Origin of the sequence: Pseudomonas sp. C9, from assembly GCF_002000165.1 — a bacterium.
In the GTDB taxonomy this organism is placed as follows: Bacteria; Pseudomonadota; Gammaproteobacteria; order Pseudomonadales; family Pseudomonadaceae; genus Aquipseudomonas.
Genome location: NZ_MPAK01000001.1, coordinates 2964206 through 2978606, shown reverse-complemented (window position 1 = coordinate 2978606; position 14401 = coordinate 2964206). Strand labels below are relative to the sequence as shown.

Annotated in this window: 11 protein-coding genes; 1 reads left to right on the top strand and 10 read right to left on the bottom strand. The window is 61.9% G+C overall.

Going from position 1 to position 14401, the window contains the following annotated elements; genetic code table 11:
* Positions 1–55: 55 nt before the first annotated feature.
* The 8 genes from mdcH to BMS17_RS13895 all read right to left on the bottom strand — a co-directional run bounded on the left by mdcH (position 56) and on the right by BMS17_RS13895 (position 7024).
* Positions 56–967, bottom strand: a complete 912-nt coding sequence (mdcH, locus tag BMS17_RS13930; RefSeq protein WP_077431117.1) for a malonate decarboxylase subunit epsilon — start codon at positions 965–967, stop codon at positions 56–58.
* Entirely contained in the window at positions 964–1584 is a 621-nt protein-coding gene (locus BMS17_RS13925) for a malonate decarboxylase holo-ACP synthase (protein ID WP_077431116.1), read from the bottom strand. Before BMS17_RS13925 ends, mdcH begins: the two co-directional genes overlap by 4 nt.
* Positions 1578–2381 carry a biotin-independent malonate decarboxylase subunit gamma gene (gene mdcE / locus BMS17_RS13920; RefSeq protein ID WP_077431115.1) on the bottom strand — a complete coding sequence of 268 codons (804 nt, stop codon included), beginning with the start codon at positions 2379–2381 and terminating at the stop codon, positions 1578–1580. The genes BMS17_RS13925 and mdcE overlap by 7 nt, the downstream gene beginning before the upstream one ends.
* Positions 2378–3241, bottom strand: coding sequence for a biotin-independent malonate decarboxylase subunit beta (locus tag BMS17_RS13915; protein WP_077431114.1), 864 nt, complete (start codon positions 3239–3241; stop codon positions 2378–2380). Before BMS17_RS13915 ends, mdcE begins: the two co-directional genes overlap by 4 nt.
* Complete coding sequence (locus BMS17_RS13910) at positions 3234–3533, bottom strand: malonate decarboxylase subunit delta (RefSeq protein WP_046029774.1); 300 nt, start codon at positions 3531–3533, stop codon at positions 3234–3236. Before BMS17_RS13910 ends, BMS17_RS13915 begins: the two co-directional genes overlap by 8 nt.
* Entirely contained in the window at positions 3533–4408 is an 876-nt protein-coding gene (locus tag BMS17_RS13905; protein WP_077431113.1) for a triphosphoribosyl-dephospho-CoA synthase, read from the bottom strand. Before BMS17_RS13905 ends, BMS17_RS13910 begins: the two co-directional genes overlap by 1 nt.
* A complete protein-coding gene (gene mdcA / locus BMS17_RS13900) occupies positions 4408–6078 on the bottom strand; it encodes a malonate decarboxylase subunit alpha (protein ID WP_077431112.1) in 1671 nt (556 codons plus the stop codon). Before mdcA ends, BMS17_RS13905 begins: the two co-directional genes overlap by 1 nt.
* 316 nt (positions 6079–6394) lie before the next feature.
* Entirely contained in the window at positions 6395–7024 is a 630-nt protein-coding gene (locus BMS17_RS13895) for a transcriptional regulator (RefSeq protein ID WP_077431111.1), read from the bottom strand.
* A gap of 434 nt (positions 7025–7458) precedes the next feature.
* Between BMS17_RS13895 and BMS17_RS13890 the strand changes: the two genes are divergently transcribed.
* Positions 7459–7845 carry a DUF6124 family protein gene (locus BMS17_RS13890; protein ID WP_077431110.1) on the top strand — a complete coding sequence of 129 codons (387 nt, stop codon included), beginning with the start codon at positions 7459–7461 and terminating at the stop codon, positions 7843–7845.
* A gap of 150 nt (positions 7846–7995) precedes the next feature.
* Here BMS17_RS13890 and BMS17_RS13885 read toward each other — a convergent pair whose 3' ends face one another.
* Together BMS17_RS13885 and BMS17_RS13880 are read right to left on the bottom strand one after the other, a co-directional pair.
* Positions 7996–8466, bottom strand: coding sequence for a chemotaxis protein CheW (locus BMS17_RS13885; protein ID WP_046029767.1), 471 nt, complete (start codon positions 8464–8466; stop codon positions 7996–7998).
* Entirely contained in the window at positions 8459–14374 is a 5916-nt protein-coding gene (locus BMS17_RS13880) for an Hpt domain-containing protein (RefSeq protein WP_077431109.1), read from the bottom strand. Before BMS17_RS13880 ends, BMS17_RS13885 begins: the two co-directional genes overlap by 8 nt.
* Positions 14375–14401 lie beyond the last annotated feature (27 nt).

Here is a 14401-nt window from a genome sequence, read left to right as displayed (position 1 = left end):
CTCAAAATGCATCGTCGAATGTTGTTTTTGTTGTTCGAAGGCCTGAGTCGGAGGTCTAGAGTTGGCGGCTTCCCTCCTCACGCAACAGCGCCTGCAAGGTATCGAGCCGCGCACCGTCGAAGGCAATCACGGTGCCTTGCTCGAACACCCGGCGCGCCAGCCCGGTCAGCACCGCACCGGGCGGCAATTCGATCTGAAGTCGTACGCCGCGCTCATAGGCGCTTTGTACCGTGCCACGCCAATCAACGACGCGGCACATGTTGAAAGCGAGGTCATCGCGCACCGCTTCGGGGTTGATCAGCGGCCGGGCGCGACTGCCGCTCAGGTAGCCCAAGGTCGGCGTTTTCAATGACACCTTGGCGAATGCTTCCGCCAGAATTTTTGCCGGCCCCTCCAGTAGCGGGCAGTGCGAAGGCACGCTCACTGCCAACCGTTTGGCCAGACCGGCACCGTGACCTTTCGCCAACGCCGCCACTGCTTTCATTGCCTCGTCGCTGCCGGCTATCACCACCTGGTTATCGGCGTTGATGTTGGCCAGGTAAACCGGTGTGTCGATGCTGTGAACCTGCGCCAGCAGTTTTTCCACGGTGGATAAATCCAGACCGATGATCGCGGTCATGCCATAGCCCTGTGGATAAGCCTGCTGCATCAGTTCACCGCGCAGACTGACCAGATGCAGCGCATCGCTGAAACTCAAGGCACCCGCGACCACCGCTGCCGGGTAAGCGCCAATGGATAACCCGGCCACGTAATCGGGCTTCATCGACAATTGTCGTGCCGCCGCGACGCCTGCGATCAACAGGCAAAGCTGAACCGCCCTCGTCGACCTCAATGCCTCGGCGCCATCGAGCCACAGTACGTCCTCGCCCAGCACATCACTCGCCTCGTTCAACACGTCCCGAGGCAAGCGCTGCAGCATGCCCGGCTGTTGCGCGCCCTGACCGGGGAACACCAGCAAACTGCTCACGCTGCTTGCTCCTGAGGGTTCCAGGGGTTGCCGACCAAACAGGCAACCCGGTCGCTTTTCAGCAAAACCTGAGACGAAGACCTGGCCCATTCGCGCAGTGCGACTGCGCCAAACGGTGTCTGCAATTGCATGTCCACCCGACACTCAGCGGTGTCGAGAACCTTCACCAACGCCTGCGCTTGAGTACGGCTCAGCGGCTGCGGTGTGCGCAGAATCAAATCGAGATCGCTGCGCTCATGCAGCGCGGAAAAACCGCTGGCCAATTCGAAACCGGCGCTGCCGCTGATACCCCATATCCAACCGCAGGCGTCGAGCATCGGCCGCAGTTGCGCCAGTGCTCGCAGCGCCGGCAGATCGCGAGTCGACTCGACATGACTGAGGTCTTCCGGCCTGACCCGACGCGAAATCGCCGCGATGGCCATCGACGTTGCATAACGCTGCTCGCGCAAACGCCCACGCACCCCGACCGCGATGTGATCCGGCGCCGTCATCGCGCGCCGAACCACTACCGGCTGACCCGCGCAAATCGACTCGACCACCCACGCAGGCGCATCCGCAGGCAACTGCTCTGGCGTCATCCCCCAGAGCAAGTCGTGGGCCAGGAGCGTATTCACCACTGCGCTCTCAGCAGTTGGCGAACCTGGCTGGAGGCGGCGCGATGGGTCGCGCCCAAGCGGCTGCTCAAGTCGCGTCCCTTGGCGGCGACATCCTCGATGGCCAGGCTCAGGCATTCCGTCACCCGTGTAAGGTCCGCCGCCGTGGGTTGTTCGATCTGCTCCATCGACAAGGTTTCCCAGAGCAATCCAAGGCTGGCGTAACTGTCGATGTCATACGCCATGGGCGGCACGCTGGCCGCCAACGTCTCCAGTTCTTCGACACTGCGCAACGTCACTCGGGCCGCCGAGGCCTTGCCCATGGCATGCACCATCACCCCCGGATCACGCAACGCAATCAGGCGGTTGGCCTGATAACCGTGAGCCAGAAACGCCCCGGACATCGCCTTGCCCACCAGCAAACCGATCACCGCATGGCCGGCCAATCGAGCGCGGGCATAACTGTCCGCCGCCCCGGCCAAGGCCTGATGAATCCCGAGCGCTTCTTCGCGCCGACCGTACGCCTGACTCGGTACATCGACGATGGCGATCAAGGCACGCTTGTGTGGTTTGTCACGGTCAGCGGCGATCACTTCATCCACGGCTTTGGCCAAGCCCCAGCCTTCGAGCAAACCCACTTCACCGTTGCGAGCGCGGACAAAACGGTTGTCCGGATCAGCCACCACCGCAATAAACCGCGCAGGCTGACTACCCAGCACACCATCGGCCACTTTCAACGAAGCCGGCAAACCCTCAACCGGTTTGGCGCCTGCACTCAAGGCGTTGAACCAGTGCAACCCTCTCAGGGAATACGTACTCATGAGCGTTCTCCTTGGTACAGATCGCGAACCGTCGCCGCTTCGATTTGCGGCTCGGCATCGAGGCGGGCCAGCCGCTGCAGGAACAGCTCGGCCTGGCGGCTGCGTTGTTGTGCGGGCAAGCCTTGTTGCAGCAATTCACTGACGTGTTGCTGAATCTGCGCCACATCATCGGCGACATAACGATCCACCAAACCGCTGGCGAAACGTTGCTCGCCACCGGTCAGGCTCCAGATGAAAGGCCGGTCGCGGGAGTCGTACTCCTCAAGGCCCGCTTCCTGTTCGATCACTTGCGGACCATTCAGGCCAAGGCGCGCTTCCTGGGTCACCAGCAAATAACTGCACAACCCGGCAGCAATCGACATCCCGCCAAAGCAGCCGACGCTGCCCGCCACCACACCAACCACTGGCTGGTATTGGCGCAGATCAACAATCGCCGCATGAATATCGGCAATCGCCGCCAGCCCGAGATTGGCCTCCTGCAAACGCACCCCACCGGTTTCCAGCAGCAACACGGCGCGGGTTGGAATGCCGTTGCGGTTGTCATCGGCGGCCAGCTCCAGCGCGCCCGCCATCTTCGCTCCGCCGACTTCGCCAAGGCTGCCACCCTGAAAGGCACCTTCAATGGCCGCGATCACCACCGGCAATCCACCGATGCTGCCCTTGGCGATGACCACGCCGTCGTCCGCTTGCGGCACCACGCCCTGGCGCGACAGCCACGGCGACATGACGCGCTGGAACGGGTCGAGCAATTCACGATAGGTGCCAGGGTCAAGCAAGGCTCTTGCTCGTTGCCGGGCGCCGAGTTCGACGAAGCTGCGTCTTTGTAGGTATGGCTGCAAGAGTTCTGCGCTGTCAGTCATGGCCGATCTCCTCAAAGCCTTGCTCCAGACGCAAGCGCACCACGCCGGGGGTCGCGCCGAAATCGTGGATATCGATGTCCATCGCCGGCGGTGTCTGGCCCTCGAACATCCGCGTAAACAGATGCTCCCAGCGTTGTTCGCTGCCATTGACCGAGGTTTGCACGGTGATCGTCAGCTTGCCGGCCTGACCCGGTTCGATCAGCACTTCCAGATCGCCCGAGCCGACACAGCCCACTAGCGTGCGGCCCCGTGGCGGTTGGCCGGCGGGGAATTCAAAGGATAAGGTTTCCATCAAAAAGCTCCCTGGGTGAGGCCGTCGCACGACTCGATACGGTCGACAAACAGGCAGGCTGCGAGCAAGTCGGCAGCGCCGCCGGGCGAGGCATTCAACGCGATTAATTGTTCATCCAGCTCATGCAAACGACGGCGACCGGCGAGGCTGGCACTGCCGCCGGCGTCGAGGACCGCTTGAGCCCCCCTCTGCATGGTGTGCAGGCCTTGCTCACCGGCGCGATAGAGCACGCAGGTGTCGGCCAGCGTTGTCATGATTGCCAGCAAGGCATCGAGTCGAGCGTTCTGCTCGCCGTGGCCAGCGGCGCGGCTGCGTTTGAGTTGCGGCAGTGCACGCTGGATCACCGCCGGAAAGCCCAGCTGCGCTTCTTCACGAGCACCGCGTGCGCCGTAACGCCGGGCGACTTGAGCGCCATGGCTGAGCGGGCGCGGGGCATGGCGGTCGTCGAGTAACGCGAGGCGTGCAGCGCGTAACGACACGCTGCTGGCGCCAGTGGATTGAGGGTCCAGCGCAGCGCCCGTGACCAACAGCCCCAAGGCCCAGATCGCTCCGCGATGGGTATTCACCCCACCCGTGGTGGCGAGCATCGCTTGCTCACCTTCGCGTCCAATCCGCCCCACCGCTTCACGCAGCGGCAAGCCGATTTGGCCGAACTCGATGGCGGCTTCAGCCATTTCTCTAAAGGCCGGCCACAACGACAACGCCGAAGCGTGCATCAGCCCCAGGTGCAAGTCGGTATGCGCGCCGTTGCCACGACGATCGACCAGCGCCGGTTTTGGCGACAGGTCTGCTTCGTCGATCAGTACGTCCACCGCCAGGTCTGCCAATTGCTCGGCCAGGGTCAGGGTTTTCGGTTGCAGGTTAAGTGCGTGCATTACCAGCTCCTGAACTTGGCGGGCGGGTTGTAGAGACCACCGGACCACTCCACCAGGTCAGCCACACTTTTCGCCGCGAGCAATTCGCGGGTGGCGTCGGTGCGGCGGATGCCGAGGTCTTCGGGCAAGGCAATCAGGCCTTCGCGGCGCATGCGTGCGGTGTCTTTCGGGTTATGGCGCAGGCCGATGACGGTCACCCCGGCGACGGCGGCGATCATCGCCTGGCGTTCTTCCAGCGAGCGCGCCTTGTACAGGTAGGCGATGCCTTCTTCGGTCAGCAGGTGGGTGACGTCGTCGCCGTAGATCATGATCGGCGCCAGCGGCATGCCGCTTTTCTTCGCCACCTCCACCGCGTCGAGGGTTTCGACGAAGGTCGGTTTGCCGCCCTCCTGGAACGTCTCGACCATTTGCACCACGAGTTTTTTCCCGCGTTCGAGCATGGGCTCTGGCCCGTCGGTGTGGCGCATGTCGAGCCAGGCTGGCGTGCCGTGACGGCGACCGCGTGGGTCGTGGCCCATGTTCGGCGCACCGCCGAAACCCGCGAGGCGCCCGCGGGTTACGGTGGAAGAATGACCATCACCGTCAACTTGCAGCGTGGCGCCAATGAACAGGTCCACCGCGTATTGCCCGGCCAGTTGGCTGAACATCCGGTTGGAACGCAGCGAGCCATCGCGCCCGGTGAAGAACACGTCCGGTCGTGCGGCGATGTAGTTTTCCATGCCCAGTTCGGTGCCGAAACAATGCACGCTTTCAACCCAGCCGCTTTCAATCGCCGGGATCAAGGTCGGGTGCGGATTGAGCGTCCAGTTGCGGCAGATTTTGCCTTTGAGGCCGAGGGATTCACCGTAGGTCGGCAGGATCAGTTCGATGGCGGCGGTGTTGAAACCGATGCCGTGATTGAGCGACTGAACGTTGTGTTTTTCGTAGATGCCGCGGATCGCCATCATCGCCATCAAGATGTGCACAGGCTTGATGTGCCGTGGGTCGCGGGTGAACAGCGGCTCAATGTAGAACGGCTTGTCGGCCACCACCACAAAATCGACCCAAGAGGCGGGGATGTCGACGCGCGGCAGGTCGCTGACATCGTCGACCAACTGGTTGACCTGAACGATGACGATGCCGTCGCTGAAGGCAGCCGGTTCAATGAGTGCGGGAGTGTCTTCGGTGCTCGCCCCGGTGTAGATGTTGCCGGCACGGTCGGCCATGAAACCGGCCGAGAGCACGACGTTGGGAATCAGGTCGACCACCAGCCGCGCATAGAGCTCGATGTAAGTGTGGATCGCGCCGATTTCCAGCAGGCCGTCTTCCAGCAGCTGGCTGATGCGCAGGCTTTGGGTGCCCGCGAAGGAAAAGTCGAGTTTGCGGGCAATGCCGCGTTCGAACAGGTCCAGATGCTCGGCACGCCCGACGCTGGGCATGATCATGTGCAGATCGTGCAGCTTGGCGGGATCGGCCTTGACCAGGGAACGGGAGAGGAAATCCGCCTGCTTCTGGTTATTGCCCTCCAGCACCACACGGTCGCCGGGCAGGATCAACGCCTCCAGCGCGGCGACGATGTTGTCGGTGGGCAACACCACACCGTCGGCCAGATCCTTGACCAACGCCAGACGCCGCTGCTTTTCGCTGCGTCGGCGCGTCCATCGCGAGTCGGGGGATATTGTTGTTGTCATGACCACTCCACGGGTTCGCTGTCGTGGGGTCACCTTAGGAGTGTTGGGTGGGGGCATCAATCAAGCTGAGCGGTGGATCGTTACGGTTAGGGTAATGATCACAAAAAATGTGCTGTCATTGATGACGCCATCGCGGGCAAGCCCGCTCCCACAGGATTTGTGGTTGCCTCAGAAACTGGGTCATTCACTAACACTGTGGGAGCGGGCTTGCCCGCGAGGGGGCCTGAAAAATCAGCGCATCTTTCAATCGACCACAGCGGAACGCATCAGCCCTTCGCATTCCTTGCGATCCGGCGGCTCGGCTTTCAGTCCGCCGCTACGTATCAGGTTCTCCAGATTCTCGTTGCTGCCCATCCTTGGACTCCAAAGGGTTTCCCCCCATCAGGTTGATCTTGTCCTGCTGCGCCACCCGCACGAGAAAGCTGTTTTCAGCCGCCAGTTTTGCGGCCCAGTCGTCGGGGGTGTAGAGCGTCGGGTTGAGGACGCGGCCCAGTTGCTCTTCCAGAGGCATGAGCCGCTCGATCACTTCACAGTAGTGGAGGCTTTCGCCGATCAGCATGAGATCAATGTCACTGGATGCGTTTGCCGAATCCTTGGCGATGGAGCCGTACACAAATGCCCAGGTGATCTGTTCGGCAAAGGGTTGCAGCGCTTGGCGCAAAGGCTCGGCAATACCGAACGTCTTGCGGGCGATGCCTAGCAGTTCGGCATAGATCGGGCATTGCGGATTGGCTTGATAGTGGGTCTGGTTGCCCTGGCGGCTCAGGGTCAGCACGCCGGCCTGCTGCAACCGATCCAGCTCGCGCATGAGGCTGCCTTTACCCACTTGAGCCCAGCGGGCGATCTCGTTGGCGTAAAAACTGCGGTCGGGTTTGCCGAACAACAAACCCAACACTTTTTGCTGAGTGGTCGTGAACAGGGCTTCGCTGAGGGATAGGTTTTTCACAGTGGCAACCGATAAGTCCCAAAAAGGGAACGATAGGTCCCTTTTTGGGAATCTTCAACCTTAGCCTGTCGAATGGGATTTTGTGTTTAAAAGTTTGTAAGCAGGAAGGGTGCGAGGCTACGCACTCTGGCGTCGCCGCCTACAGCAATGCCGGAAGCCGCTGACTGGTGGGGTTTTGCGCTGGGCTTTATCGTTTACGGGTCGCTGACAATTCAGCGACCGGGGCTGGAAACCCCATGAGTACGGGACGCAAAAGCGTCCTTCATAACGTATGCTTGCGCACCTTCAAAGTGTGCACTCCGTTATGGCGGCTGTGCGCGGAAGACCTTAGGGTCTGCCGGGTCTCCGTACCCCGGGTTTCCAACCGCGTACAGCTGCCACCCATTCGCTTGGAAACCAAATGGGCCAGCTTCACCCCTGTATGGAGCTTCACTATGTTTAAAGCCACTCCCAATCCCCCAGAAACCGATACCGATTCCGACGACCCCCTCGAAGCCGAAAAGCTCAAGGAAGCCGCCGACCGCGCCTTCGCCCATTACTTCCCCCCTGCTCGCGACAAACCATCGAGACGCCGTAACAAATCCCGGCTCTTCACGGTATGCCCCGACATCGACGCCGAAGCCCTGCTGGCCAACGCCTCCGAAGACATGCTGTCGATCAGCGCGATTGCTGCCGATCTGGCGGACGATGTGGAAGGCTCTCGCCGCTCGGTTGCCTTGGCGATCAGCCGAATGGCGGACGGGGTGCAGTTGTTGGTGGAGCGGGCGCTGGATCATTACGAGGCGTTGCAAATGCAGATGAGGGCTCAGGCCAAGGTTTAGCAGTGAGGTATTCGGTAAATTGACGGCCTATATCGCGGGCAAGCCCGCTCCCACAGTGTCCGTGACTTGCTCAAATCCTGAGTCATCCACAATACCTGTGGGAGCGGGCTTGCCCGCGATGAGGCCGGCGAAATCACCACAATATCCAGATCAGTTGGCTAAACCAGCCGTAACCAACAACTCCTCCAGCGCCAGCAAGTCCGGCACCTTGGCCACTTGCTCGCCCACCTGCACCGCCGCTTGCTCCAGCGAACACAACGGCACATCGACATAGCTCAACTGACTGTCGAGCTTGTACGAGCGAGGAATCCCCTGCACCAGCAACGCAATGAACTTCAACGCTGGCCGCCCGCCCAGCGCGTTGAGAATCACGATGCGCACCCGCTCGCCGATGACGACTTTATCGCCACACGCCGATTCAAAACTGAGCAGCGGAATTTGCCGGTCCCGCCACTTCACCAGCCCCAGGTACCACGGCGGCGTATCCAGATCGAACGCCCCCGGTTGATAGTCGATCAGCTCCGCCACCGCGACATTGGGCACGATCAGATTGCGGTCGGCCAAGGGCAGCAACAGGCCGGTGAGGTTGTTGGTGCGCTGGTAAAAATGGTCATCAAGCATGGGATTTGCTCCACAGGGCGATGCTTTCGAGCAGCACCGATTCCTGGTACGGCTTGCCAAGGTAATCGTTGACGCCGATGGCCATCGCGCGGTCGCGGTGTTTCTGCCCGGTACGTGAGGTGATCATGATGATCGGCAGGTGCTGCAAACGCTCATCGGCGCGCACCTGGGTCGCGACTTCGAAACCGTCCATGCGCGGCATCTCGATGTCCAGCAGCATCACGTCCGGCATGTGCTCTTCGAGCAGCAGCATGGCGTCGACCCCGTCCTTGGCGGTCAGCACGTTCATGCCGTGGCGTTCGAGCAATCGGCTGGTGACCTTGCGCACAGTCACCGAGTCATCGACCACCAGCACCAGCAGCGGTTTTTGTGGCTCGGCCTCTGCGTCCTGAATAAGCGTCGGGGGCGGCACATGCGCCTGCATCGCCCGGATCGGCGCCAGCAAATCAACGATCAGCACCACCCGGCCATCGCCCAGGATCGTCGCGCCGGACAAACCCTGCACCGCCGCAAACTGCGGGCCGAGGCTTTTCACCACGATCTCGCGCGTGCCGGCCATGGAATCGACCTGCACGGCAATGTGCCGGTCGTTGCATTGCACCAGCAACACCGGCAATGGCAGGCTTTGGCCCAGTAATTTCGGGCGGGTGCTGGTTTTCAGCAGCTCGCCCAGGTAGCACAGCTCATAGTGTTGCCCGGCGTATTTGTACCTTGGCGGATCGAGCCGGTAATGCCCTTCCAGTTCGTTGGGCAACACACGGACGATGCCGTCGATGGTGTTCAGCGGGATCGCGTATTGATCCTCAAGGCACTGCACCATCAGCGCGCGGTTGACCGACACGGTGAACGGCAGGCGAATCCGGAAATGCACGCCCCGCCCCGGCACAGAGTCGATGACCATCGTGCCACCGAGCTGTCGAACTTCTTCGTGGACCACGTCCATGCCGACGCCGCGCCCTGAAATCTGGGTGATCTTCTCGGCCGTGGAAAACCCCGGCTGAAGGATGAACTGCAACACGTCGCGGTCACTGATATCCGCATCTTCGGCCAGCAAACCGCGCTTGATCGCCTTGCGTCGCACCGCGTCAAGCGGCACGCCGGCTCCGTCGTCGCGGATGTCGAAAATCATGTCGCCACCCTCGCGAGACAAGTCCAGGGTGATCCGCCCCTGCGCCGGTTTGCCGGCCGCGACGCGCACCTCGGCCGATTCCAGGCCATGGTCCACGGCGTTGCGCAGCATGTGCTCCAGCGGCGCGGCCATGCGTTCGAGCACGTTGCGGTCCATCTCGCCTTCAGCATTGCCGACAATGAATTCCACATCCTTGCCCAGCTCACTGGAGACCTGTCGAACGATGCGCTTCAAACGCGGCAGCATCCGCTCGAACGGCACCATGCGCGTGCGCATCAGGCCTTCTTGCAACTCGGTATTGATGCGGCCCTGTTGCTGCAGCAGGTTTTCCGCGTCCTGATTGCGCCGGTCGAGGGTTTCCTTGAGGTCCAGCAAGTCAGAGGCCGATTCGAACAGCGCACGCGACAGTTGCTGCAATTGCGAGTGGCGGTCCATTTCCAGCGGGTCGAATTCTTCGTAGCCCAAGCGTTCGGCGTCGACTTGCTGGCGGCTGAGAATCCGCCCCTGGGTTTCGGTATCCAGCCGGCGCAACTGGTCGCGCATCCGCTCGATGGTGGTTTCCATCTCGCTCAAGGTGACGCGCGCATCGTTGACCTGCTGTTCGATACGGCCACGGAAGATCGACGTTTCGCCCGCCAGGTTGACCAGATCGTCGAGCAGTTCCGCCGAGACCTTGACCATGTCGGCGCCGGCGTCGGCTTGTGCCACAGGTGTCTCGGGCTTGGCCACGGCAGGCGCCGCCACGGTCGATTGGACCTTGGCCGGCTGGATCACGGCCGGGTGGCTGAAATTCTTGATGGCATCGATCAATCGATCAGCCGGCGGCAACGGCTGACCGGCGCGGGTGGCATCCAGCATCTGCGCCAGCCGGTCGTGGCTGCTTTGCAACAACGTGAACAACGCCGCGCTCGGTTGCAACGCGCCCGCCGACAGGCTTTCGTAGAGAAACTCCAGCTCATGGGCAAGGTCGCCGATGGGGGCGATTTCCACCATGCGCGCGCCGCCCTTGAGCGTGTGCAAGTCTCGTAACAGGGTTTCTATTTCTTGTCGGCTCGACGGCTCGGCTTGCCAACGCACAAGCGCGGCGCCGGAGTTTTCGATGATGTCGAAACCTTCTTCGAGGAAGATCTCCAGCAACTCGGGATCATGACCCGGCGAATCGTTGGCCGGTGTGGGCTCGGCCACTTCGGCGGCGCTGGCATTGCCTTGACGAAAGGCGCGAATCGCCTCGATCAGCTCGCTCGGGGTCCCCAGCGATTGCTGATTCTGCAACTGTTCAAGCAGCAGGGCGAGGCGTTCATGGCTCTGTTGCAGCAACTGCGCCAGGGTTTCACTGTGGTTGTAACGGCGGTCCACCAAGCCTTCGTAAAGGCTTTCCAGTTCATGGGCCAAATCGCCGACCGGCTCGACTTCGGCCATCCGCGCACCGCCCTTGAGCGTGTGCAAATCGCGCTGCAAGGACGACAACGGGGCGGCGTTGTCCGGGTCACGCAACCAGCGTTGCAGGGCCTGACCAGCACTTTCGAGGATGTCCATTGCTTCTTCGAGGAAGATGGAAACGATTTCGTCGTCGAACTCCACCGGGGTCGCCGTTTGCTCAAGTTCGGCGGTGGCGCTGCCCAGTTCGCGAATGCTCAGGGTGCGGCTGCCGTCACTGCGAATCAGGCCCATGGACGATGGGTCGAGGCTTTCATCGAGCAACTCGCGCAACGCCCGGATGCGTTCCGGCTGCGGGCTGACTTCCTGGCCGGCGGCCAGTTCGTCGAGCATGTTGATCAGCGCTTCGTGAGCACTTTGCGCTTCATGGAAAAACCGCTCGCTGACCGCCAGGCTGCTCTCTTCCACCGCGCCATACAGGTCGAGCAAGGCTTCGCAGAGTGCGTCCACCGGGTGCAGATCGGCGAGGTGCGCGCCCTCGCCGAGCGTGGTCAGTTCATCCAGCAACGCGGTCAATTCCTGACGTTCGCCGGGATGCTGTTGCCAGCGCTGCAACAAGCTTTCGGCGTCCAGCAGGATGTCCATGCCCTGGGCCAGGAAGTTGTTGATCAACTGCGGGTCGCGCTTGGTTCGCAGCGCGGTATCGGGCGTGCTCAACAGCGTTTGCAGACGTTCGGCGAGTAATGACTGGGTGCGTTCGATCAATGAGCCGGCACCGCGAATCGGCGCCAGCGGATCGGTCGTGAGCTGGCGCAAGCCGAGCCGGAACAAGCCTTCGGCTTCCAGCAACAGTTCGACTTCGTCCAGGTCCAGCGCTATCAGATGCGCCTTGTACTCACGGGCCAGTTGATCCAGTGGCGTCGCCAGCTCGGCGATCGGCAAGACGCCGGCCATCGAGGCACTGCCCTTGAGCGTGTGCAACGCTCGCTGCAATTCGTCGCTGGCCTGAAGCGGCACATGCTCGGCAGCCTGATCAAGGAAGCGATTGAGGCTGGCCAGGTGGGTTTCGGCTTCTTTGCGGAAGATCTCCAGCAACAGCGGATCAAGGGCCGCCACGTCCTGGGTATCTTCATCGCAGGCAGGTGCATCGCCTTTGGCGAGGGCATGGGCGCGCGCGGCCAACTGGTCGACATCGTTGCGCTGACGCTGGACATTGCCGGCGTACTCGGTCACCAGTTCCGGCAGTAAATTCAGGGCATCGGCAAGCAGTTGTTGCACGGCGGCCCCCGGCGCGACGTTGTCCTCCAGCACACGGTTGAGCAGGTTTTCCACCGCCCATGCCAGCTCGCCCAGCACCAACGCGCGGACCATCCGGCCGCTGCCTTTCAAGGTGTGGAAGGCTCGGCGCAATTCGCTCAAGGCACACTTGTCGTCGGGGTTGGACGTCCAGCGCGGCAAGTATTCCTGGAGGATATCCAGGACCTCATCGGTCTCTTCGAGGAAGACTTCGCGCAACTCTTCGTCGACCGGTTCCTCACCGGCGGGCGGCGGCAACAGGCTGCCTGGGGTGGTCAGCGCGGGCGGATTGACGGAGGACACCGGGCTGGCCAGCACATCGGCCAGCGTCTGCACGATCTCGGGGTCATCGAGCACCTGCATCTGCTGCATGACCTGGGCTTCACTCGGGCTGAGCACATCGTCGAGCATCGGTACTTGCAGTTCGCTGGGGAAAACCCCGAGCGACGCCAGGCTTTTTTCAGCGACATCGAGCAGTTGTTCGCCCGGTGCTTCGGGATCGTCGCCGAGGCGTTCCAGGTAATACTCGATGCTGGTCACCACATCGGCCAGGCTGTCCAGTTCCTGCCAATCGGGCTGGTCCGGCTCCAGCAGCAAATGGTCGCGAATGAAGTGATTGCAGGTTTCGACCAGGCTCGCCGCCCGGCTCAACGGGATCATCGACAACGCGCCGCGCACTTGCGTCAGCAACGCCGGCAGCGCCTGCAGTTGCTGGCGATCCCAGTCGGCGTCGATGTAGTCGACGATCATGTCCTTGGCTTGTTGCAGGCAGATGCGCGCTTCGCGGATGACGATCTGGTGAATCTGAGTCAGGTCGGTGGTCGGCAGGCGGCTTTCTTCCTGGCTCTCGGGCTCCACGGTACCGACCATGCCGGCCAGGGTGGCTTCGACGTAGAGCAAGGCGCCCGCGACGTCCATGAGGATGGCGTCGTTGGGTTCGCGCTGGCCCTGAACCAGGCTGAGTACCACCGCCAGTTGATCGATGATGACTTTGCGCGGCTGCCCAAACCCCAGCACCGCCAGGGTGTCGGCGATCTGGCGCAGTGGCGCCAGCAGGCTGTCGAGGTCCGAGGTGTGCTGACGGTCGCTGCGCACGAACAGGTCCAGGCGCTCCTTGACCCGCACCAGTTCTTCGCAGAGCGCGGCCAGCACCGAACGCATGGCATCGCGGTCGGGACCGGCCAGGCGTGCGCGTTCTTCATCGACCATCGCGCTGTCGGGCAACGCGTCGTCCAGTGAGTAGCGATCTTTCATGGTCAGCATCTGCCCGGTAGGAAGTTCGGCCTTGGCAATGTAGAACAGCAAACTCTTGAGCAGCTCGGGCGGTGCCGGCTGATTGATCCCGCGGATGCCTTGTTCGAGCAAACGCTTAAGTTCTTTGTCAGCGTCCTTGAACAGGCTGCGCAGCGCCGGGCTGTTGGCGATCACGTCTGTGCGCATGCCTTCGACCAGTGCCGAGGCGACTTGCCACAGCGGGCTCAGGGGCGCATCAGCGCATATCCCTTCAAGGCGTGAAAAAACCTTGGCCAGATAATTAAAATGGGTGTCGTCATCCTGTTCTCGCAGCAACCCGACCAGTGCCATTTGCAGCATCTGGCGCAATTTGCGCAGCACATTGGCGAAGTCCGCAGGCTCCAGCAGGGCCAGCGACGCTTCGTCCAACGGTGGCAAGTCCACCAGTTGCGGGCTGAACAGGCTGGTTTCCGACAGCAGCGTTTCACCCCGGGCGCTGCGCAAGTCGTTGATCAGCGGCAACACCACCAAGGGCAGGTCACGACGCGCCCCTTGTATGCGGTCGAGGTAAATCGGCAGTTGCCCGAGGGCTTGCATCAACAGGTGCAGCGCTTCATCACGATGGCTGACGCGGTGCTGCAGCAAGGCGCTGGCCAGCTGTTCCATTTCTTCGGCGAGCAGGGCCGCGCCGTAGAACTCGACCATCTGCAAACTGCCGTGAACCTGATGGATGTACGCCAGGCAATCGCTCAAGGCGTGCAGCGCCTGCGGGTCATCAAGCAACGTTTCGATTGCTTGATGGGCCTGCTTCAGCGTTTCGGCAATCTCGCCTTTGACCCACTCGAGGGCCACATAGTCGTGCCGATCACCCATAACCACTCCAGTCCCTACGCCTTTCAA